The 22,317-nt window shown below is 39.2% G+C and carries 17 protein-coding genes and 1 other annotated feature; of the genes, 14 read left to right on the top strand and 3 right to left on the bottom strand.

Annotated features, from left to right (window positions below; genetic code table 11):
- Window positions 1-107 precede the first annotated feature (107 nt).
- The 8 genes from AC973_RS07075 (at window position 108) to nadE (ending at window position 12,670) form a co-directional block, all read left to right on the top strand.
- Complete coding sequence (locus AC973_RS07075) at window positions 108-1,661, top strand: ABC transporter substrate-binding protein/permease (RefSeq protein ID WP_225968955.1); 1,554 nt, start codon at window positions 108-110, stop codon at window positions 1,659-1,661.
- Between the two features lie 60 nt (window positions 1,662-1,721).
- Window positions 1,722-3,011 (top strand): argininosuccinate synthase, encoded by a 1,290-nt coding sequence (locus AC973_RS07070; RefSeq protein WP_048729105.1) that lies wholly within the window; start codon window positions 1,722-1,724, stop codon window positions 3,009-3,011.
- A gap of 520 nt (window positions 3,012-3,531) precedes the next feature.
- Complete coding sequence (locus AC973_RS07065) at window positions 3,532-4,080, top strand: NADPH-dependent FMN reductase (protein ID WP_048729103.1); 549 nt, start codon at window positions 3,532-3,534, stop codon at window positions 4,078-4,080.
- A gap of 159 nt (window positions 4,081-4,239) precedes the next feature.
- Window positions 4,240-4,453, top strand: a binding site (T-box leader).
- A gap of 80 nt (window positions 4,454-4,533) precedes the next feature.
- Complete coding sequence (locus AC973_RS07060; RefSeq protein ID WP_225968954.1) at window positions 4,534-6,057, top strand: ABC transporter substrate-binding protein/permease; 1,524 nt, start codon at window positions 4,534-4,536, stop codon at window positions 6,055-6,057.
- Between the two features lie 576 nt (window positions 6,058-6,633).
- Window positions 6,634-8,178, top strand: coding sequence for a cell division site-positioning protein MapZ family protein (locus tag AC973_RS07055; protein WP_048729101.1), 1,545 nt, complete (start codon window positions 6,634-6,636; stop codon window positions 8,176-8,178).
- A 171-nt stretch (window positions 8,179-8,349) separates the two neighbouring features.
- Window positions 8,350-9,744 (top strand): sugar transferase, encoded by a 1,395-nt coding sequence (locus AC973_RS07050; RefSeq protein ID WP_192828992.1) that lies wholly within the window; start codon window positions 8,350-8,352, stop codon window positions 9,742-9,744.
- A gap of 567 nt (window positions 9,745-10,311) precedes the next feature.
- Window positions 10,312-11,805 carry a nicotinate phosphoribosyltransferase gene (locus AC973_RS07045; RefSeq protein ID WP_048729098.1) on the top strand — a complete coding sequence of 498 codons (1,494 nt, stop codon included), beginning with the start codon at window positions 10,312-10,314 and terminating at the stop codon, window positions 11,803-11,805.
- 34 nt (window positions 11,806-11,839) lie between these two features.
- Entirely contained in the window at window positions 11,840-12,670 is an 831-nt protein-coding gene (gene nadE, locus AC973_RS07040; RefSeq protein WP_048729096.1) for an ammonia-dependent NAD(+) synthetase, read from the top strand.
- 361 nt (window positions 12,671-13,031) lie between these two features.
- Here the strand turns inward: nadE and AC973_RS07035 are convergent, their stop codons facing one another.
- Window positions 13,032-13,742, bottom strand: coding sequence for a DsbA family oxidoreductase (locus AC973_RS07035; RefSeq protein ID WP_048729095.1), 711 nt, complete (start codon window positions 13,740-13,742; stop codon window positions 13,032-13,034).
- A gap of 150 nt (window positions 13,743-13,892) precedes the next feature.
- Here AC973_RS07035 and AC973_RS07030 point away from each other — a divergent pair, with 150 nt between their 5' ends.
- Window positions 13,893-14,624, top strand: coding sequence for an NAD-dependent protein deacylase (locus AC973_RS07030; RefSeq protein WP_048729093.1), 732 nt, complete (start codon window positions 13,893-13,895; stop codon window positions 14,622-14,624).
- A 136-nt stretch (window positions 14,625-14,760) separates the two neighbouring features.
- Window positions 14,761-15,876 carry a hypothetical protein gene (locus tag AC973_RS07025; protein ID WP_048729091.1) on the top strand — a complete coding sequence of 372 codons (1,116 nt, stop codon included), beginning with the start codon at window positions 14,761-14,763 and terminating at the stop codon, window positions 15,874-15,876.
- A 275-nt stretch (window positions 15,877-16,151) separates the two neighbouring features.
- On the opposite strand, the gene AC973_RS07020 is transcribed toward AC973_RS07025, so the two are convergent.
- A complete protein-coding gene (locus AC973_RS07020) occupies window positions 16,152-17,480 on the bottom strand; it encodes an FAD-binding oxidoreductase (protein ID WP_048729088.1) in 1,329 nt (442 codons plus the stop codon).
- 106 nt (window positions 17,481-17,586) lie between these two features.
- On the bottom strand, window positions 17,587-18,225 hold the full coding sequence (locus AC973_RS07015; RefSeq protein ID WP_048729086.1) for a YigZ family protein: 639 nt from the start codon (window positions 18,223-18,225) through the stop codon (window positions 17,587-17,589).
- A 227-nt stretch (window positions 18,226-18,452) separates the two neighbouring features.
- Here AC973_RS07015 and AC973_RS07010 point away from each other — a divergent pair, with 227 nt between their 5' ends.
- The 4 genes from AC973_RS07010 (at window position 18,453) to hpf (ending at window position 22,286) form a co-directional block, all read left to right on the top strand.
- Window positions 18,453-19,316, top strand: a complete 864-nt coding sequence (locus tag AC973_RS07010; protein WP_048729085.1) for a DegV family protein — start codon at window positions 18,453-18,455, stop codon at window positions 19,314-19,316.
- Window positions 19,317-19,685: 369 nt separating this feature from the next.
- The gene (locus AC973_RS07005; RefSeq protein WP_225968953.1) at window positions 19,686-20,819 is read left to right on the top strand and encodes a DEAD/DEAH box helicase; all 1,134 of its coding nucleotides are present in this window, start codon (window positions 19,686-19,688) and stop codon (window positions 20,817-20,819) included.
- Window positions 20,812-21,579, top strand: a complete 768-nt coding sequence (locus AC973_RS07000) for a ComF family protein (RefSeq protein WP_048729081.1) — start codon at window positions 20,812-20,814, stop codon at window positions 21,577-21,579. Before AC973_RS07005 ends, AC973_RS07000 begins: the two co-directional genes overlap by 8 nt.
- Window positions 21,580-21,701: 122 nt before the next feature.
- Complete coding sequence (hpf, locus tag AC973_RS06995; RefSeq protein WP_048729080.1) at window positions 21,702-22,286, top strand: ribosome hibernation-promoting factor, HPF/YfiA family; 585 nt, start codon at window positions 21,702-21,704, stop codon at window positions 22,284-22,286.
- Window positions 22,287-22,317 lie beyond the last annotated feature (31 nt).

The following is a 22,317-nucleotide window of genomic DNA, read 5'->3' as shown; positions in this document are numbered from 1 at the left end:
GGGAAACTCATAGACAAAAATCGCGACAGTAGAGTGGTACCGTGGATATTCGTCCGCCTCTTCTTTTTAGGAGAGGTGGGCTTTTTTTATAGGAAAAATCTAGGAGGATGAAGAAGATGTTTAGTCAGGTGAAGAAGAAATATCAAGTGGGATGGCAGTTGAAGGGTTTTAATGTGATGGTTATTTTGGCCATCTTGATCAGTCTTGTTGTACCAGCCAAAAGCGTTTCGGCATCGTCTTGGACGGGTCCTGAAGCAGCGGCTGAGGTTGAGGGTGAAGATACATTACTGGCGGAGATTCAAGAACGTGGTGTGCTTAGAATGGGGACTGCTTCTGGTTACTCACCTTATGAGTTTACCGTTTTAAGAGACGGTCAAAACGAAGTCGTTGGGATTGACGTTTTCTTAGGGGAATATATCGCGGACCAATTAGGGGTTGAACTGGAAGTTGTTGATATGGAGTTTGGGTCATTGATTGCTTCGCTTGAAACGGGGGGGATCGACATGATCATCGCTGGTATGGGGGCGACTGAAGAGCGTGACCAATCCATTGACTTCTCAAATGCCTATGAATTATCTGGTCAATCAATCGTTATTCGTGAAGGCGAAGAAGATGAAATTGTAGATTATACCTCATTTGAAAATGGGGAGCATACCATTGCGGTATCTGAAGCGACATTACAAGAGGGTTATGTGAGAGACTTCTTTGAAAATCCAGACTTGTTGATCATGCGTAAATCAGGGGATGCCATTGCGGCCTTAACTTCTGGCCAAGCAGATGGGGTGTTACTAGATGATGCGGTTGCCGGTGCCAATGCAGCTGAAAATGAAGGGTTAACCGTTATTGACTCTAACTTAGACGGCATGGTTGAAGACCAAGGTAAATCAATTGGTATCCCGGAAAACCAACCATCCTTACAAACAGCTATCAACGATATTTTAGAAGATGTGAATGACCAAGGCTTAATCGAAACTTGGACAGAAGCATCATTTGACATTATCGCTGGTGAAAACGCGGGAACAGGTTGGACCACCTACTGGCCATATTTTTGGAACGGAATTAAAACAACCTTGATTATTGCAGGGGTATCCATCTTCTTCGGTATGATCTTGGGGATTTTATTAGCCCTTATGCGTTTGACGGATAACCCAATCTTAAAATTCTTGGCGACAGCCTATATCGAGTTTGTGCGTGGTACACCATTAATGATCCAAGTCTTGTTTATGTTCCTTGGTGTAGGGTCTATCTTTGGCTGGTCTACAATGACTGCCGGTTTGGTGTCAGTATCCATGAACTCCGGTGCTTATATCGCGGAGATTATCCGTGGGGGTATTCAATCCGTTGATAAGGGGCAAGCTGAGGCTGCGCGTTCACTAGGGCTTGGCTACTGGCAAACCATGCGGAAAGTTATTTTCCCACAATCATTAAGATCGATTTGGCCGTCATTGGTGAATGAATTTATCACCTTGATCAAGGAATCGTCTATTGTATCGACCATTGGGGTGGCAGAATTAACCTTCCAAACACGTGCTGTAACAAGTATTACGTACCAAGCAGTGGTCCCATTATTTATTTCAATGATCATCTACTTCATCATGACTTATGCCTTGTCGCAAGTCTTGAATGTATATGAAAGAAAGATGAACCAAAAATACGCTTAACGATTTTAATCAGAAAATTTAGACAGAAAATTTTAGACAGAAATTTAGGAGGCATTCATTATGGCAAAAACAAATAAAGAAATTAAAAAGGTTTTACTAGCATACTCAGGTGGTTTAGATACTTCAGTGATTATTCCTTGGTTAAAGGAAAACTATAACGACTGTGAAGTTATCGGGATGACTGGTAACGTTGGTCAAGAAGAAGACTTTGAATTCTTGAAAGAAAAAGCGGTAGCCTGCGGGGCGACGAAATTATATGTAGAAGACTTGCGTGAGGAATTTATTACGGATTATATTTTCCCAGCGATCCAAGCAGGGGCTAAATACGAGTCGACTTATTTATTAGGGACTGCCTACGCGCGTCCATTAATCGCTAAACGTATGGTTGAAATTGCGCATTTAGAAGGCTGTGACGCTATTGTTCACGGTTGTACTGGGAAAGGAAACGACCAAGTGCGTTTCGAGTTAGGAATCCGTGAATTCGATCCAACAATGACGATCATCGCTCCTTGGCGTGAATGGGATATCTTATCTCGTGAGCAAGCCTTTGACTACGCTGAAGCGCATAACGTGCCACTACCAATTACACGCGAAACCAACTACTCTAAAGACGAAAACATATTCCACTTGTCACATGAAGGGTTAGACTTAGAAGACCCAACCAACAAACCAAACTACGAAGACATCTTGGAATTAGGGGTATCACCACAATCTGCACCTGACCAAGAAGTTGAAGTTACGGTGACCTTTGAATCAGGTATACCGATTGCTGTAAACGGAGAAAAATTAGGACCAATCGCTTTACTAGAAAAATTAAATGAAATTGGTGGTGCCAATGGTATCGGTATCTTAGATGTCGTTGAAAACCGTCTAGTAGGGATGAAATCGCGTGGGGTCTATGAAACACCAGGTGGCACTATCCTTTACCACGCTCACGAAAAATTAGAGCAAATCGCTTTAGACCGTGACACACAACACTACAAACAAAGCGTAGCCTTGAAATACGCAGACCTAGTCTACAACGGTTTATGGTTTAGCCCATTACGTAAAGCATTACAAGTTTTTGTAGACGAAACACAAAAAACTGTGACCGGTTCAGTGACAATGGTTCTATATAAAGGGAACATTATCGACGCTGGTATGACAAGTCCTTACTCACTATATTCAGACGAATTAGCAACCTTTGGTGAAGATGACATCTACAACCAAAACGATGCAGAAGGCTTCATCAAACTATTTGGTCTACCACAATCAGCACGTAAAATGGCTGAACAAATCTGGGCCAAAGGTGAAACGACAGAACCAGGTGCCTTTTCGGATGTCGCAAGAAATAATGAGTGGTTAAGATAACTAAGTGCGAGATAAGTCTGACTTGGCGAGCCGGATATCAGCTAAGTAAGAGACGGTTCGCAGCTTGAAATGTATATATTCTTCCGAGTTAAGGGGCTGTACTGTTGGTGCAGTCCTTTATCCTTTATGTAGCCCAATATAGCCCAAAAATGAGCATCCTGAGGAAGGGGCTATTGACCAGGATTTTGCTGTGGGATCTGTGTTTACGATCTGGCCATTTTTTGAGGATCGATCTCGTGTATTTTTGCGCGAAATGAGTGACTAATCAAATACAATAAAGGTTATAAAACACAAAGAATGTACTTATTGAATAAATAGTCTGTTTTTTCTAACTTACATTTTGTAAGTACAAACCTTGATATAGAGGGCATCTTTATAGCACAAGGTTAACAATCCTTCATTTTACAATAAAGAAACTTGTTATACGAAGCACTAACTTTTGATATTTCGAATTCGAGGTGTTATGATATATCTTGTAAGATAAAAAAATTAAGAACATTTGAAAAGGAGATTTTTTAACATGACAAAATATGGTGTAGTAGTAGGTTCTATCCGTCAAAACTCTTTATCTGAAGGTGTAGCGAAAGCTATCGTTGCTGGTTTACCAGAAGGTTCAGAAGTTAACTTTTTAGAAATCGCAAACTTACCTTTATATAACCAAGACTTAGACGCTAACTCTCCAGCAGAATACGAAGAGTTCCGTGCACAAGTTGCAGCTCAAGATGCCATCATCTTTGTAACACCTGAACACAACCGTAACATCCCAGCTGCATTGAAAAACGCTTTAGACGTTGCTTCTCGTCCTTGGGGTCAAAACGTATGGGCTGGTAAACCTGCTTTAGTAGCATCTCAATCTATCTCTGGTATTGCTGGTACTTTAGCTCATCACTCATTACGTCAATCATTAGTATTCCTAGACTTACAAACTATGGCTCAACCAGAACTTTACATCAACTCTGCTGAAATTTCTGACATGGAGACTGGTGAAGTAACTAACGAAGACTCTAAACAATTCTTAGCAAGCGCTGGTGCGCAATTCGCTGAATACGCAACTAAATTTATTGGCTAATTAATTTAAATAGATAAATGAAAGGGAATTTGGCATATATGTCAGATTCTCTTTTTTTATGTTCCTTCATGCTAATACTTTCTCCTAAGAGTGATTGACAAATACATGGTCATGTCAATATAATGTAGTGGACGTGGTATAACCACATACTATTTTAATAAAAATTCAATGAAACAAAGAGTAAATTATCGACTGGTGTAGCGAGAGGTGTTGGTGTGAGGCCTTACAGAATAGATAATTGAACCGCATTGTTGAGAAAAATGACTGAACGATAGATAGTAGGTCATTTCGCTAATGACGTTACCATTTCAAGTGAGGGGCAGTATAAACTACCCCTAAAATTAGAGTGGTACCGTGGATCTCCGCCTCTGTTATAGAGGGGGAGATTTTTTATTGCCAAAAATAGTAAAGTTGTATGGAAATATATTAAGAAAAATATCTTAGAGGAGGAAAATGATGAAATATATGAAACAAATTATCTTGGTTTGTATGACACTTGTCCTAGCCATGGTTGGGTTGAGTCAAAGTCCCGTTTTGGCAACTGAAGAGGGTCAATCAGCGGCATCTACCATCGATGCCAGTGAAGCAACAGCACCTGGAGAGGACACTTTATACCAAGACATCAAAGACCGAGGGGTATTGCGGGTTGGGACTAACTCAACGTATGCACCTTTTGAATTCTCTATTTTGAAAGATGGCAAAAATCAAGTTGTTGGACTAGATATCTTCTTAGCACAAAAAATCGCAGATGACTTAGGCGTAGACCTTGAAGTTGTTGATATGGAGTTTTCGAATTTATTAACATCATTGGATACTGGTCAAATTGATATTGTATTAGCAGGAATGACTTCCACTGAAGAGCGCGCTAAATCAGTAGATTTTTCTGATATCTACCAAGTTTCTGGTCAATCATTTGTTATTCAAGAAAGCAAAGTGAGTGAAATTACAGATGATAGCTACTTTTCAAATGGTGGAAAAATTTCTATTGGTGAAGGGACCACACAACAGTTATTAGTTGGAGAATATTACCCTAATTCAGAAGTACAAGTAATGCGTACGACGACTGATTCCATTTCAGCTTTAGATTCGGGGTTAGTTGACGGGGTATTATTAGATGAGGACGTAGCCGGAGCGTATGCGGCGGAAAATCCTAGTTTAACAGTTATTGAAGCGAATTTACCAATCCAAGATCCTGGTAAGGCAGCAGCAATGCCAAAAGACCAACCTACATTACAAGCAGCAGTCAACAAATCCATTGCGGACGCTCAGGAACAAGGTTTAATTGACCAATGGTTGGAGGAATCCTACCAAATTATTGAGGACAATCGTCAATCGACTTGGGCAGCTTATGCGCCTTATTTCGTGAATGGTTTAAAAACAACTTTAGTCATTTCAGCGACAGCTATTTTCTTTGGTTTAATTATTGGTGCAGCGCTAGCGTTAATGCGTTTATCGGAAAATAAATTAGTCGATTTGATAGCTCAAGCTTACATCGAAGTAGTTCGTGGGACACCACTAATGATTCAAGTATTATTTGTTTACCTCGGTTTTGCTGGTATGTTTGGTTGGTCAACCATGACATCAGGTTTGGTTGCGGTATCTCTAAACTCAGGTGCTTATATTGCAGAAATTATCCGTGGAGGTATCAGTTCTGTAGATAAAGGGCAGGCTGAAGCTGCTCGCTCACTTGGTTTAGGCTACTGGACAACGATGCGGAAAGTTATTTTTCCACAATCATTAAGATCTATCTGGCCATCACTAGGGAATGAGTTCGTATCCTTAATTAAAGAATCATCTATCGTATCTACAATCGGTGTAGCGGAATTAACCTTCCAAACCCGTAATGTATCAACGATTACCTTTAATGGTATCATTCCACTAATCATCTCAATGGCTATCTACTTTATGTTAACCTTCACCCTAACGAAATTATTAAATGTGTATGAACGGCGAATGAATGAAAAATATGCTCAATAATTATACGAACTGGCGTCGCAACACTTAGTTGCGACGCTTTTTTAATTCTGATTGGTATTATTTCAGCTTTATGGCAATCTCAGTTATCATTAAGTTACATATAAAGCTTCTAATTGGCAAAAGGTAATACACGGTAAAATGTAGAGAAATTGTTGAACTTAATATACTTATTTACGTAGACGCTTAACCCCTGTGAAGTTGAGCGCGCCAGGGTAGACAAGTATCCCCTTTAGAATAGTTTGCATCACACTTTGTGTAATACGGCACTATTATGCCATTGCCACCTGTCTAAACGCCCTGTCTCGCATCCTTTTTAGTCGGGTTCGTGTCTCCAGAAAGGACTGCGTTTCAGATTAGATTGTACCTGACTTCGTCAGTCACTGCTCAAATCTTCCAACGTTCCCTTTCTGAGCGTCGACACTCACACCCTATGTTTACGCTGTTACAAATTGATTACACAAGTATGACTAATATAAAAATTATATGATAAAGTGCAACAGTTGGCGTTTTTTGTGCAATTGCATGATAGTCTTAAGGCTAAGAAACTGAGAAAAAGAGAAAAGGGAGGGAGAAAAAATGCGCAAGCGTTTTTTTAAAGATAATCGACAAATTGCCTATGTTCTATCGGGTGTAGTGATATGCTTGACAGCCTTTTTCATCATTCGTGCGTTTATAAATACTAATCGCACGTCTGCAGAAGAAAAAACAGAAGCAGTGGCATCAGCAGTAAATGCACTTTATTTTGATAACTCCTATACCTTTCTAAAAGCAGACATTCAACAAGATGAGATTTCTTCCTTAACTAAAGAAGTAGATAGTTTAAGAGACAGTGCTGATAAAGATATCATCGTTGACCGAATTCATTCTGTACAGCAACGGTTTGATTTACAAAGCCAGTTAAATGATTTATTTGATAAAGATAAACTTGGTAATAACGAATTAGTCATCAATGGGGCGACGATTATAGAATACGTTCTTGTAGATGATGAGGTAACCGTTGATAAACTGGATTTACTTCGTGATAACTATGCTAGTCAACTAAACCTTGAAGATGATGGGTTCTATAGCACAGCCGTAACGTTGATTGACGAAGCCGAATATCAAGTTGATATAATTGAAGAATATAAAAGTGATTTACTAGCAATTGAAGAAGATAGTGCGCTTACTTACATTAGTTTGGTGGACAAACTTACAAAAATCACTGAACGGGTCAATGAAATTGAAAATCCTTATCTACAAGATAAATTGTTAGAGATGATTGCTACAAGTGATGAGGAAGCGACACAAAATATCTTTAACCGCTTGATAGAAGAAGCTGAAGCAACCAACAAATCAGATGAAGCATTAGCTCAAATTCGTAAGGAAGGGCAAGCTGCCATTAAAGACTCAAAAAGTCGCATTGCTGAATTAGAAGCTAAACGAGAAGAAATTTTGGCTTCAAATGGCGCATCAGCTACCATAACACTGCGTCAAATTGCAGATCGGCCATCATTTGGTGTGAATACTAATGTAGCTTCTGGTGTATTAGCATCCAAACAATTTGAACAAAGTACTTCACGGTCATCAAGTCGGGGCAATGCATCAAGTTCATCAAGTCGTGGTAGTGTATCTAGCTCATCGAGGGTCGTTGCATCAAGTTCAGATACTAACTCTTCTATCTCATCAAGTGATGTTGAATCAACTCCTTCTAGTGATTCGTCAACTCATGACAGTTCGAGTGAAGAAATCTCTTCTTCAACAAGTTCATCACCGAGTGATGTATCAAGTGCATCTAGTTCAAGTTCTAGTGTTGCAAGCTCAAGTGATTCAAGTAGCGCATCAACTAGTAGTTCGAGTGATAGTGCATCAACAGCCCCTTCAAGCGATTCTTCATCATCGAGTGCATCCGAATCATCAAGTGATGACTCAGATATTGAAGATGGTACTGCAAGTGACTCAAGTCAGATGGATGAATCATCATCTTCCTCAAGCAATGGTTCAGTTATAGAGGATAGCGCGACATCATCTAGCTCACAAGAGCAATCAGCGGTTGAATCAGATACAACAGAACGACCTCGGTCATCTGTTGCAAGTGATTCAGTTACTGAATCTAGTCCAATTCCATACGGATCACCAGAGTAATCAAAATGGTTTCAAGCAGTTAGGGTAAAAGCTAGCTGCTTTTTCTTATTTTCTACTACAATTTAAAGGATTTTTAACTAGAATAGGATTAAATTGCAGTTGGGTTATGGTAGAATATTAGGGATTATAGGTGCTTACTTATAGTATATATATAATGAAATGGGTGAAAAAATGCAAAAAAACGGAGAATGGACGAACTGGTACCGCGTGGTTATCGCGGCGACAGAAGCGTTAATCTTGTTCCTTTCTTATCTTGTTTCATTCTTTTTGCGGTATGGTCGATATGTACCTTTGAAAAACTATGAAGCTTTCCAAGGGGCAATTGGTTGGATATTAATTATCTTTGTATTTATCAATATATTATTTGGGGTTTACATTTTATATGATAAAACCAAAGGCGACCTCTTCTTCATTACCATCATCAGTCAAGGGATATTAGCAGTTGTTGCTATGGTTTTAAGTTTTGCTGGTAGATGGCTAGCCTTTCCGCGTTCAGTCGTCTTGATCGACTTTGTGGTAAGTGTTGTGATGCTCTACACTTTTAGAGCCTTAGTCTTCGATATTTACCGACGCTATGCGTCTACGAAACGGGTAATGATCGTTGGATCTGAAGAAGCTGTTTTTCCGGCAATATATAATTTCAAGAATTCGAAAAGTACTCGTCATATCGTAACACATGTGGTATTAGAAGATTACTACCGCAATGTGAAGAGTCGTTTAGATGAGTATGATATTGTATATCTTGCATCGCAAATTGATGAAAGCGAAAAATTGAAAATTTATGACTTGTTGATGCGGGCCAATAAAAAACTGTTCTTAAATTCTAAATTTGAAAACCTGGTCATGGTAAATCCAAATATTATGAATTTTGAAGATGAATCTATTATTGAAACCTCAGACTTTGCGATTCCAGCAGACCAAGCCTTAATCAAACGTGGTTTAGATATCATGATAGCCTTAGTTGGTTTAATCTTAACGTCACCAATCATGTTGATTACAGCGATTATTATTAAATTAACCTCCAAAGGGCCAGTCTTCTACCGCCAAGTACGTATTACTAAAGGTGGCGAAGAGTTTGATATCTTGAAATTCCGTTCGATGACAACGGACGCTGAAGTGAAATCTGGCCCAATGATTGCAACGAAAAATGACGCACGTGTCACAACAGTTGGTAAATATATCCGTGCCTTGCGTATCGATGAATTACCACAGTTGTTGAATGTGCTAAGCGGAGATATGTCCATGATTGGACCACGTCCAGAGCGACCATTCTTCGTGAACCAATTCCAAGAAGAAAACCCGCACTACTACTTACGTCACAACGTACAAGCAGGAATAACGGGTTACGCACAAGTCTACGGTAAATATGCCACTGACTTTAACTCTAAATTGAACTTTGACTTGATCTACATCAAGCAATACTCAATGTTCTTGGACTTCAAGATCTTATTGCAAACTATTAAAATTCTCTTCGACAAAGTATCCTCATCAGGAATTGACGAAGACGAAAAACCAACAGTCACAAGAGAAGAAGCAGAAGAAATGAACATCGACGTCATAGGATAGGATGTGAGACAGGGCGTTTAGACAGGAGACGATGGAAGATTAGTGCCGTGACACACAAGGTGTGTCGCCAACTAATCTGAAGCGGACACCTGTCTGCCCTGGCGAGCTCAACTACATGGTGTGAGAGTCGATGTCAAGAAAGGAACGTTGGAAGATTAAGGCAGTAGATAGCGAAGTCAGCTACAACTTAATCTGAAACGCAGTTCTTTCTGGAGACTCGAACCCGACTAAACAGGGTGTGAGCTTTGGCGATCAGGCAGGTAACACTGGAAGGAATATGCCGTAGCAAGTTTACTTGCAGCAAATATTCCTGAAGTGGAGACCGGACTGCCAAAGCGAACCCAACTAAATAGGATGTGAGACCGCTGATTTCTAAATAGATCAGTTCTTTGTTCAAATTCTTATATAAGAAACGTCAATTAAGCGTTAGCGACAGTCACATGTACTGGTAGCTAACGCTTTTTTGCTTACTAAATCAAGGATATAAGCGTCTAGAGGTGACAACTAGCTGAGTAATAGTGTTATAATAAGGAAAGTCAAATTGCAATTCTTGGAGGGAATAAGAAAATGAAGACAACGACCAACGATAGCCTGGCACTTCATACAGATTTATATGAAATAAACATGATGAAGACTTATTGGGATGCTGGAAAAGCTGACCAACAAGCGGTTTTTGAAGTATACTTCCGTAAAAATCCGTTTGAAAGTGGCTATGCCATTTTCGCAGGCCTAGAACGTGTCATTCAATATGTACAAAATTTAAAATTTACCGATGATGATATCGCATACTTACGGGAAACACAAAATTATCCGGAAGATTTCTTAGACTATTTGAAAAACTACCATTTCGATGCCACAATTCGTTCAATGGAAGAAGGTGAAATTACCTTTTCAAATGAACCGTTGATGCAAATTAAAGGGTCATTAGCTGATTGTACTTTAATTGAAACAGCAGTATTAAATATTATCAACTATCAAACTTTAATTGCGACCAAAGCATCACGTATCCGGAATGTTGCTGGGGATGACGCATTAGCTGAATTCGGTTCAAGGCGTGCCCAAGAAATGGATGCGGCTATTTGGGGAGCCCGCGCGGCTTATATTGGCGGATTCGACTCTACCTCAAATGTACGCGCAGGTAAATTATTCAATATTCCAATTTCAGGAACCCATGCGCATGCTATGGTACAAGCTTATCAAAGTGATTATGAAGCGTTCAAAGCTTATGCAAATGCCCATGAAAAATGTACATTCTTAGTAGACACTTATGATACCCTTCGTTCAGGAGTGCCAAATGCGATTAAAGTGGCCAATGAGATGGAAGATAAATCTCGTTTTGTCGGCGTTCGTATCGACTCTGGCGATATTTCTTACTTATCATCAAGTATCCGTAAGATGTTGGATGAAGCGGGCTATCCTGATGCAATCATTTCTGCCTCAAACGATTTAGATGAAAAAACGATCTTAAACTTGAAAATGCAAGGCGCTAAAATTGACGCTTGGGGTGTAGGTACTCAGCTGATTACTGCCTTTGACCAACCAGCCTTAGGAGCCGTTTACAAATTATGTGCCATTGAAGATGAAAATGGTGATATGGTTCCTACAATGAAAATTTCGTCATCTCCAGAAAAAATTACTACACCAGGTGAGAAACAAATTTGGCGTATTACCCGCAAGAAAGATGGTAAATCTGAAGGGGACTATATTACAACCATGAATGAAAATCCTAATGACGCTGAGTCTATCTTCATGTTCCATCCAACTTATACTTACATTAATAAGACAGTTCGTCGTTTCAACGCTCGTCCATTATTAAAAACCATCATCGACAAGGGTGAATTGGTTTACGATCTGCCAACGCTTGAAACCGTTCGTGATTTTTCACGCGAGCACTTGGAAGCCTTATGGTCAGAGTATCGCCGTATGTTGAATCCAGAACCATACCCAGTTGATTTATCGCAAGAATTATATGATTTAAAGATGAATTCAATCGCTGAAATTCGTGAACGTATCAATGAAGAGTTTAAAGAATCCGAGTTAAACGGTGACAACGAAGACTAAGTTGATGAATAAAGCAATAAAAGGGGAGAATACCATGCGTTCATTACAAGAAGAAATTATAAATGCCTTAAAAGTAGCACCTAGTATTAATCCAGAAGCAGAAATCAGACGTACCATCGATTTCATCAAGGCATACTTTCACAAGTATCCATTTCTAAAAAGCTTAGTATTAGGTATTTCTGGTGGGCAAGATTCAACCCTAGCCGGTAAACTATGCCAAATGGCCATAACTGAAATACGCGAAGAAACTGGTGACGATAAGTATCAATTCATCGCAGTCCGTCTTCCTTACGGCAACCAAGCCGATGAAGCTGATGCTATGGACGCTATAGATTTCATGGCTGCGGACCAAACTGTACGCGTCAACATCAAACCAGCTGTTGATGCTACCGTTGAACAATTGGAAAAGGGTGGACTTACCATTTCTGACTTCAATAAAGGAAATATCAAAGCACGCCAACGGATGTTGGTACAATATGCGATCGCAGGTGAAAATGCAGGTGTCGTGGTAGGGACAGACCATGCTGCAGAATCAGTCACAGGCTTCTATACCAAGTTCGGTGATGGCGCAGCAGATATCCTACCTATCTGGCGGTTAAATAAACGTCAAGGACGTGCTATCCTTGAATATTTAGATGCCCCAGAACATTTATACGTTAAGGTGCCAACGGCGGACTTAGAAGAAGACCGTCCCGGCTTAGCCGATGAAGTAGCCCTAGGTGTTACTTACCAAGACATCGATGCTTACTTAGAAGGCAAAGACGTCTCAACAGACGCAGCTGTAAAAATCGAAAACTGGTACCTAAAAACCCAACACAAACGTGAATTGCCAATCACAGTATATGATGAATGGTGGAAGAAATAGGGTGTGAGTGAGACCGTTAAGCTCAATAACGATTGAAGACTATAGCCGTATCACACGAGTGTGATGCAATATAGTCTGGAGGCACGAGCTCAACTTTATAGGGTGTAAGAGCCGAGTCAAAAGACTAAAAGGCATTAACTTATATATAGAAAATAGCCTCTGTGATTTTACTGTTCACAAAGGCTATTTTTCTATTATTTTTTCACGGGTGAAATTGTTAGATTCATTTTATACTGTTCTAAGAATTACCGCTGTTATGGTGAAATGTTTAAAAATACCTATCTAGGACTCATATTTTTTTGCTAAAACTTTCCCTAAGCATATTCTGCTAATCTCATACTGCATCTCATTGAAAGAAAGTTTAGTCACAAAACCATTGGCCATCTACGAAATTACAAGCCATCCCAGTACCACCAAGTGTTTGTAGTTTTGGTATGAGTGGTTGACCTTCTTCTTCAGCGATTTGTTTTAGTTGGTTTTCAATGTCTTCAGTTGGTTGTGCGCCAGAAATTAAATATTTTTGGTTGACCACTAAAGCTGGCGCCCCTTGAATGCCATAAGCTTGACTGACTGCTAAATCTTGTAAAACAGCTTCTTCTGTTTCGGCTTTTTTATATTGTGCTACCCATTGGTCAAGATCGATATGAGTAGTCGCTATAGCAGCTTTTAAAATTTCAAATTCTTCAATATTTTTATTTTCAACGAATAGTGCATTTTGGATAGCATCAAAAGCATCCCAGTAAGCATCTTGCCCGCCTATAATACCAGCGGCTTTTGCTGCTTTTAAACCACTTTTTGAAGTTGGGAAGTTAAAGTCGGTTTCACGCATTCCCTCTATGTTAAAGCGGTGGTCATCATCATTTTGATTAGCTTGTTCCCAGTGAGTTAACACTTCAGGTTTAACGGCTTCACGTGACCCAAACATTTGGATAAAGTGATCTGGTTCCCAACCTAAAGCGAAAGAACGGTGGACTACGTCGATGTTATTATATTTACTAACGATTTTCCGCATGCGATTAGACATGGGGAAACAAAATGAGCAAATTACATCGTGAAAAAATTCAATTTGCATAGTGTTCTCCTTTTTATAGTGTCAGTTTTTATATTAGATAAAACCAAATTCATAAGCAATTAGATTGCTCATGGCTTCAATGTTCGATATTCCGCATGAAAAATTTGGTCATGTTAGAATAGGTAAAGAATTATATAAAGGAGGACTAGCATGGAAGATAAAATCCAGCAATTTAAACAACAAATTCAGGATAGTCAACGTATTGTCTTTTTTACAGGAGCGGGCATGTCTACAGCCTCTGGTATTCCTGATTTCCGGTCAGCGAATGGCCTTTTCATGGAAAACTTAGGAGGGACTTATAGCCCAGAAGAAGTCGTTTCACATCATTTCTTTACACAATACCCGAAGGAATACTTTGCCTATCACTTTGATAAATTAGTTTATCCAGAAGCTACGCCTAATATAGGGCACGAATTTATCGCTAGCTTAGAAGGGTCTGGTAAAGATGTTTCTGTGGTTACGCAAAATATTGACGGTCTGCACCAAAAAGCTGGTTCATCAGCGGTTTATGAATTACATGGCAGCACCTTAGATAACTACTGCGTCTCATGTGGCCGCCATTATAAGTTAGAAGAACTTCAATTAGACCAGGATGGTATTCCGCGCTGCCCAATTGATCAAGGCATTGTTAGACCTAATATTGTATTGTATCAAGAACAATTAGACCAAGACGTAGTGAACGGGGCAGTGGATAAGATTCGCCAAGCAGATTTATTAGTTATCTTGGGAACAAGTCTAGTCGTTTATCCAGCAGCTGGATTCTTAAACTACTTCCGAGGACAATATCTAACTGTAGTAAACAAATCACCACTTCAAATTCCATATCACGATACCTTAGTATTTGAAGACACTATTGAAAACGTCTTTAGTCAACTGAGTTAAATCATTATATTCAATAAAAAACGCCTTACACAAAATTGTAGGGCATTTTCTTTTTGGGAACCTTTATTATACAATATAATATATAGTTGTTTTCGTTAACTTGATACGGATATTTTGAAAGGTCGTGCTAACACATATGGGCAAATTTAAAATGATGGCTATTCTATTTTCAATGAGTTTTTTAGCATCTTGTGGACTAATAGAGAGCAATAAAACTACCCAATCAAGTCAATCTAGCAATGTTGAATCTAATAATACGCAATCTGCTGAAGTTCCGATAGCGGAAAGTAGTGAAAGTGATAGTGATCAAAGTCTAGCTGAATTTTCCGATGAAGAAATTGAGTATGCCAGAGTATGGTTAAATGAGGGCAAGAATATGGATGTTTCAAATTTGAAAGTAACTTTGATACCTAAGGGTTCATTAATCAATCCGGATAACGTAAATTACGGTACCTACGATGAAGATATAATCGAAATACAAGGACCGCAAGAAACCGATGGCCATGTTGTGTATAGCGTTCGAGATAAAGGGTCGGGTTACATTCATATTTATCCAATTCCATATATTTTTGATCACGCAGAATCTCAAAAATTTTCAAAATATGAAAATATTGAAGAAAATACAGAAGCTGTTTATCTTGAACCAGGAGATAGCCAAATCGTGAGTCAATTAATTAATGTAATTGATATTTCGAAAAAAGAATCATTCATGTCTATGGATACCGCAATTGAAATATACGAAGAAGGATTGAAGGCAACATCTAATGGAGAAACTAGTGGCTTGAATTCTGAATTTTATAGTCGCGATTATTTCGCAATTGAGCAAGATGAACCAGATTCATTGATGCTTTCATTTGAAAATCAAGGTCGTGGTGGACAAGATTATTACTTCTTTAAAGGTGAAGATGACACTATAAAGATTGACACTTATTTTGAATCTTATGAAAAAGATGAGCCAGATATTCAATGGACCTATGATATCTATACACAAACATTTACTGAAGAACTCAGCCAAGAAAGAGAAGACCAGCAAAAAGTCATTGAACCTTTTACTGAAGAAACTGCCTTTGAATTCATAAAAGAGCAAGAAGGGTTTAACGATGATATTACTGTACAAGTTTCTAAAACTAGGGATGATGGGAGTATCGAAATTACGCTTGCATCAAAAGAATTACAAGAAAATGGTGGTAGTGGCACAGTAGATACATTTATCATTTATCCAAACGGAAATTACTATTCAGAGCATGAGTAAAATACAATTGAATACTAAAAAACGCCTTACACATAATTGTAGGGCGTTTCTTTTTTTAGGATTCAAATACACTTAAACCCAATGTATATTGAATTGATTTGAATACTACTAATATTTTATATAATATGCCAAAGGCTGACCCACTAACATTGCGCTTAAGGCGAGCTCGCCAGGGCAGACAGGTGCCCGCTTCTGACTATATTGCCTCACACAGCGTGTCATACGGCTATAGTCTTCCATCGTTATTGAGCTGAGCGTCGGTGCTCACATCCTTTTTAGTCAAACATTTTTCCTGGGTTCAAGATGTTATTTGGATCCATGGCTTGTTTGATGGACTTCAATACTGCCATATATGCTTCGTCTTTGAAGTAAGGTAGATAAGCTTTTTTCTCTAAACCAATACCGTGTTCTGCGGATAATAAGCCACCTTGTTCAGCAACATATGGGAATAAATCATTTTCATAGTCGTGTTTAATTTGTTCCCAAGTTTCATCATCTTGATCACCGCGTAAGATACAAATATGAATATTGCCATCTCCTGCGTGACCGAAGAATCCAGTTTGGACATTATATTTATCTCCTAAGCGTTTACCTTCTTTAACTAAGTCTGTAAACAAGTGGTTAGGAACAACCGGGTCATACATTTTCCAGTCACCTTTAGAAACGATACCGTTCAAGACATTATCGCGGATGGTCCACATTTCGCTGGCTTCATCGTCAGAAAGTTCGCGTGCTTCAATTGCACCAGCTTTTTTTCCTAGGGCTTGGATAGCTTCAAGTTGGAAGGCTAAACCGTCTGCCGCATTGTCTGCTACAGTTGCCAATAAGAAAGCTTCGCCGTGAACTTCAGGCATTTTCTTGTTGATAAATTGTTCAGAATAGTGAATACCTGATTCTTCTAATAGTTCTAAAGCAATTGGTTGAACAGGTGACTTCACAACTTCAAAAATAGCATCTGACACACCGTCTAAAGAACTAAAACCGAGAATAACAGATTTCTCAAAAGCTGGACGTGGTGTTAATTTCAATTGTAACTCTGTGATTACCCCGAGTGTACCTTCAGCACCGATAAATAGGTCTTTCAAATCATAAGCTGTTGCATCTTTTTTATTTAAAGAGCCAACGTGAATCAATTCTCCATTAGCTAATACCACATCATAACCACGGATATTGTCACGGGTCACACCATATTTAATCGCTCGCATCCCACCAGCATTTGTAGATGCATTCCCACCCACTGATGCATTTTTATTACCAGGGTCAGGGGCATAGAAATAAGGCGTATTCGCTAGATAATCGCGGATTTGAAATAAGGTTACACCTGCTTGAACTGTTAAAGTCAGCGTTTGCTCATCTAATGAAATAATGTTATTCATTTTCTCTAGGCTTAGTAACCAAGCATTATTGATAGGATAAGTTGCGCTCGTTAATCCAGTTTGACGACCGATAGTAATCGTGGGTTGCTTTCTTGCGTTGGCATCTTTAATAAATGCGACCACTTCTTCAGTTGAAGTGGGGAAAGCAATTAAAGATGCTGAACCTGGATCTTTTTCAACCATATAAGTCTTCAAATATTTGTCTGCAACTTGTTTTTCAATTTCCATAATATAGCCTCCATCTGTAAGGGTTTACAAATATATTGTCCTCCAATCATCTTAAAAATGCAAGGCAAAATTATGCTAGTGGAACTGCTTATAGTTGATAAATAAATTAATAACTAATTGGGATGTCTACATAGATTTGTTGCCCAATAGCAAATTCAGCTTGGTCACTTGTTAGATTAACTATGTCGGCTTGAACTTGATCTACTAAATCAGACGGGACACCTAAATGATAAGTTACGTCAGCTAGGTAAGTTGTATCTAATAAGTTGTAGGGTGATTCAGCAATCCAATGTTCTAATTGACCAGTTAATGGGTAAGCAACTTTGATGTCTAATTGGGTTTGCAGCTTACGTTCTACTTGACCAATGGCTTCTAATCCTTCAGACACTGCGGATGAGTAAGCACGAACGAGCCCACCAGCACCTAGTTTAGTACCACCGAAATAGCGGGTAACAATTACGATAATATTTTGTAAATTCCGCTGTTTTAAAACTTCTAGCATAGGGACGCCCGCTGTTCCAGAGGGTTCGCCATCATCTAGCGCTCGTTGAATCTCATTTTTTTCGCCAATTTGAAAGGCTACACAATTGTGAGCGGCTTTATAGTGTTCTTTACGAATTTTTTGGATAAAAGCGTTGGCTTCATCTTCATTGAAGACTCGTTGTGCATGGCAAATAAATCTGGACCCTTTCACTTCAATTTCGTGGCTACCGCCGCCTGCAACTACAGTCCGGTATTCAATCATTTGACTTGCCTCCTTGTTAATCATTTCTTTCCTTTGAGAGTAGCATATTTTATTATTTTTAGCTATTTGCCTGTCTTTTGTGTATATTTCACAAAGTTGAAGCGCTTTACTAGATAAACTTGTCGAATTTTATCCAGATGTTTGATAAAATGGCACTGAAGTTATTGTCAGTTGATCATTTTTCAAGTGGCAATCTGTAAAGTACAGGGATTAGAGGAGAAAATTATATGTCACTTGCCATTGTAACGGATAGTACTGCCTATCTTTCAGACGAATTCGTTAGTCGTCACGATATTACAGTTCTACCATTAACAATCACATTTTCAGACGGATCTTACCGTGACAATATCGACATCACGATTGATGAATTTTATGCCAAAATGGCGGCCTTAGATGAGATCCCAACAAGTTCGCAACCTGCGCCAGGCCTTGTCACAGAAGCCTTTGAAGGACTTGCTGAGACATATGATGAAATTTTGGTTGTGACCCTATCAAAAGGTATTTCTGGTGCCTTCCAAACCTTTAGTATGATTGCAAGCGAAGTTGCTGAAGAAAAAAATGTTCGGATTGAAGTTTATAATTCCGATATTTCTTTGATTGGTCAAGGGTTATTCGTTCAAGAAGCCGTTAAGTTGCGGGAACAAGGTCTAGGATTGATGGACATTCTGCCGAAGCTAGACGCCTTGAAGCTAACTGCTGACGCATATTTCTCAGTGGAAGATTTAGGACACTTAGCTAAAGGTGGCCGTATCTCTGCTAGTGCAGCTGGAATTGGTAACCTATTACAAGTAAAACCAATCTTGCATTTTGAACAGGGGAAAATTGAAGTTTTTGAAAAAGTTCGTACCCATAAAAAGACTGTGAAACGGATGCTTGATTTATTTGAACAGGCTTATCAAGCAAATCCCCATTTAAGAGTGGCCATTGTCGGGGAAGATGATACCCCGCAAGTTCAAATTTTGGTGGCTTATATGACTGAAAATCACCCAGACTTAGATATGCAACGAACGTTAGTGGGCCCTGTTATAGGGACACATCTTGGGCCAGCTGCCTATGCTTTAGCTTGGTGGCAAAATACTGATATCAAGTAGGTTCAAAACTTAAATTTAATTGAATTGCACTTATTTATATACTTTTTGAGATCAGGAAATTTCCTGGTCTCTTTTTTTGGCGCATTTTGAGATTTTTCCCGTATAAACTTCATAAGAGGGGGGATAGGGATGGAAGCAGTCAGCAACTTACTAAGAGGTCGACTCGTCACCGCCAAGGAAATAGGCCAGACCGATGAGTCCATGGCCTCACTAGAAATTCCCGGACTACAGATTTTCCCTGCCATAGAGAAAAGCGGTTCACGGTTAACTTGTCTTCGTTGTGGTAACCGTACAAACTTTCATCAAAATATCTGTCAATGTGACTTAATAGAATGTCTTTACTGTTTGCATTGTCTTAACTTTGGTAAGTTGCGAACCTGCGACAAGCTCTATCACCTAGAAGAAACAGCAACAGCACATTACTGGAAAAGAAACCAATCTTATCTGGCGTGGAATGGGACCTTATCTGAACAACAGGCTCAAGCTTCTGAAGAGATTTGTCAAAGCTACCAAACTGGTGGTCAACGTTTAGTTTGGGCAGTTACTGGTGCGGGTAAAACCGAAATGGTCTTTGAGGCGGTTAATCAAGCGCTGATGGCTGGAGGAAAAGTTGCACTAGCAACACCACGGATTGATGTTGCTAATGAATTGGCACCTAGGTTTAAAGCAGCTTTTCCCGAAGTAACTATTCAATTACTTCACGGCCAATCTGAAGAATCATATAGTGGTGCGGCTTTTACAATTGGGTCTACCCACCAGTTAATTCGGTTTAAAGCAGCTTTTGATTTGCTGATTATTGATGAAATTGACGCTTTCCCTTATGACGGTGACCCAATGTTATATTTTGCTTCTGTTCGTGCTGTAAAAGAGACTGGTGCACAGGTTTTACTGACAGCAACACCCAATCCCAGCCATGAAAAACAAATCAAAGAGGGGAAAATGCCCGTGTCTATTCTCCCGGCACGTTACCATCGACACCGACTACCAGTTCCGGTCCACCGATGGGTAGGGGATTGGCAAAGCCTCATTCAGGCAGGTAAGGTGCCAATTGTCTTTAAACGCTTATTAAACCAACTATTAAAAAGGGGACGACGAGTCTTAATTTTTATGCCGCATATCGACCGGATGTTGACCTTTGTTAAATTGTGTCAACAAGCGTTTGCTGACTACCGATTTGAATCTGTCTCTTCTAAAGACCCTGATCGAATTAGTAAAGTGCAAAATATGCGAGATGGACACTATGATTTTCTGTTTTCAACAACCATTTTAGAACGTGGGGTCACTTTCGCGAATATTGATGTCATTGTATTGGGGAGCGAAGACCAAACTTTTACCACAGCGGCGCTTGTGCAAATATCTGGGCGAGTAGGTAGAAAGCCTAAATGGCCTTCTGGAGATGTGTACTTTCTCCATTACGGGAAAACGAAAGCATCAAATGCCGCAATTCGGCAAATTAAAACGATGAATGAGCAAGCAAGAAAACGAGGTTTAATTGATGACTAATCTATTTAAGATTTTGATGAATGATGAAAGCACAACTACTGATACAGCGTCAGCTTGTTTAATATGTCAAAATATCTTAGATATTCACTTAACCTTATCGGATATCTTGTCTTTAGGTCGGATTCAACCAGCTCTTTTTTGCCAAGAATGTTTAAGCGGATTAAAAACTATTCCTATTAAAAATACCTGTAAACAATGTGGGCGGCCCGTTGTGGAAGAAATGGTAGTTGAAGTGAACGCAGATGGATTTTGCAGTGATTGTCAAAGTTGGCATAGGTACCACAATTGGCATTTTAAGAATCAATCATTCTACCAATATAATAGAATATTTAAAGATTGGTTAGTCGTTTTAAAAGGGCAGGGAGATATACGGGGCCGTTTTCTTTTTGCTCATGAAATAAGATCTGCTTATCGAAAAGATCAGAATGCGATTTGGGTCCCTATGCCTTCCTCTAGTGAGAAAGTAGCGAATAGAGGTTTCAATCAAACAGCCTTATTATTAGAAGCTGCACGTATTCCTTATAAGGATTTACTGATAAGTGAGGGGAATAAGGGGAAGCAAGCTTATAAAAATCGACAGAATCGGTTACGAGACCTTAATAAAATTAGGATTAATCCAGCAATAAGACCATTAGACCAACGTCGACCTATTGTTTTATTTGATGATGTCTATACTACGGGCACCACAATGTTCTCAGCCTATAAAGCACTTGAATTAGCTGGCTTCAGTCAAATAAGCGGATTAACCCTTGCAAGATAATATGCATTTTTGGGAGTAGATTATTTGTATCGGTAAGCGGTTTCCATTATAATAAAAGTACTAATAAAGAAGCTATAGGAGCTTCACCAGTAATTTATTACTGGTAGAAAGGATGAAAGATTATGTTTACATACAACGTCCGCGGTGAGAATATTGAAATCACTCCAGCAATCAGAGAGTATGCTGAAAAGAAAATCTCTAAGATTGAACGGTATTTCACTGATTCACCAGATGCTACTGCATATGTAAATGCGAAAGTTTATCCGAACAAGGATGCTAAGGCAGAGGTTACTATTCCTTTAACGGGTGGTTTGACTTTACGTGCTGAAGAAACATCTCAAGACTTGTACGGTTCTATTGACCTTGTGGTTGATAAGTTAGAACGTCAAGTACGTAAATACAAAACAAAAATGAATCGTAAACCTCGTGTAAGTGCTGGTTTACCAGGCGCTGTGGAGACACAAGTGCAAGCTGACCGCGTTGAGCAAGAGGCTGAAGAAGGGCATGACCCAATTAAGATTGTGCGTCGTAAAACCTTATCTGTGAAGCCGATGACTGCAGAAGAAGCAGTATTACAAATGGAAATGCTAGGTCACAACTTCTTCATCTTTGAAGATGCTGAAACTGGTAAAGGTGCCTTGGTATATGCTCGTCGTAAAGGATCTTATGGTTTAATTGCCATTGAAGATGACTTAGAAGAAGCATAATCAAACAGAAAAATCTTATAAAACAACAAGC

The sequence above is a fragment of the Carnobacterium sp. 1290_CSPC genome, assembly GCF_001053265.1.
In the GTDB taxonomy this organism is placed as follows: Bacteria; Bacillota; Bacilli; order Lactobacillales; family Aerococcaceae; genus Aerococcus; species Aerococcus urinaeequi.
This window is presented reverse-complemented; position numbering and strand designations above follow the sequence as displayed.

Excerpts from the sequence above, each read along its gene's own strand:
- AC973_RS07075 (WP_225968955.1), top strand. The coding sequence starts at position 108 with ATGAAGAAGATGTTTAGTCAGGTGAAGAAGAAATATCAAGTGGGATGG.
- AC973_RS07070 (WP_048729105.1), top strand. The coding sequence starts at position 1,722 with ATGGCAAAAACAAATAAAGAAATTAAAAAGGTTTTACTAGCATACTCA.
- AC973_RS07065 (WP_048729103.1), top strand. The coding sequence starts at position 3,532 with ATGACAAAATATGGTGTAGTAGTAGGTTCTATCCGTCAAAACTCTTTA.
- AC973_RS07060 (WP_225968954.1), top strand. The coding sequence starts at position 4,534 with ATGATGAAATATATGAAACAAATTATCTTGGTTTGTATGACACTTGTC.
- AC973_RS07055 (WP_048729101.1), top strand. The coding sequence starts at position 6,634 with ATGCGCAAGCGTTTTTTTAAAGATAATCGACAAATTGCCTATGTTCTA.
- AC973_RS07050 (WP_192828992.1), top strand. The coding sequence starts at position 8,350 with ATGCAAAAAAACGGAGAATGGACGAACTGGTACCGCGTGGTTATCGCG.
- AC973_RS07045 (WP_048729098.1), top strand. The coding sequence starts at position 10,312 with ATGAAGACAACGACCAACGATAGCCTGGCACTTCATACAGATTTATAT.
- nadE (WP_048729096.1), top strand. The coding sequence starts at position 11,840 with ATGCGTTCATTACAAGAAGAAATTATAAATGCCTTAAAAGTAGCACCT.
- AC973_RS07035 (WP_048729095.1), bottom strand. The coding sequence starts at position 13,742 with ATGCAAATTGAATTTTTTCACGATGTAATTTGCTCATTTTGTTTCCCC.
- AC973_RS07030 (WP_048729093.1), top strand. The coding sequence starts at position 13,893 with ATGGAAGATAAAATCCAGCAATTTAAACAACAAATTCAGGATAGTCAA.
- AC973_RS07025 (WP_048729091.1), top strand. The coding sequence starts at position 14,761 with ATGGGCAAATTTAAAATGATGGCTATTCTATTTTCAATGAGTTTTTTA.
- AC973_RS07020 (WP_048729088.1), bottom strand. The coding sequence starts at position 17,480 with ATGGAAATTGAAAAACAAGTTGCAGACAAATATTTGAAGACTTATATG.
- AC973_RS07015 (WP_048729086.1), bottom strand. The coding sequence starts at position 18,225 with ATGATTGAATACCGGACTGTAGTTGCAGGCGGCGGTAGCCACGAAATT.
- AC973_RS07010 (WP_048729085.1), top strand. The coding sequence starts at position 18,453 with ATGTCACTTGCCATTGTAACGGATAGTACTGCCTATCTTTCAGACGAA.
- AC973_RS07000 (WP_048729081.1), top strand. The coding sequence starts at position 20,812 with ATGACTAATCTATTTAAGATTTTGATGAATGATGAAAGCACAACTACT.
- hpf (WP_048729080.1), top strand. The coding sequence starts at position 21,702 with ATGTTTACATACAACGTCCGCGGTGAGAATATTGAAATCACTCCAGCA.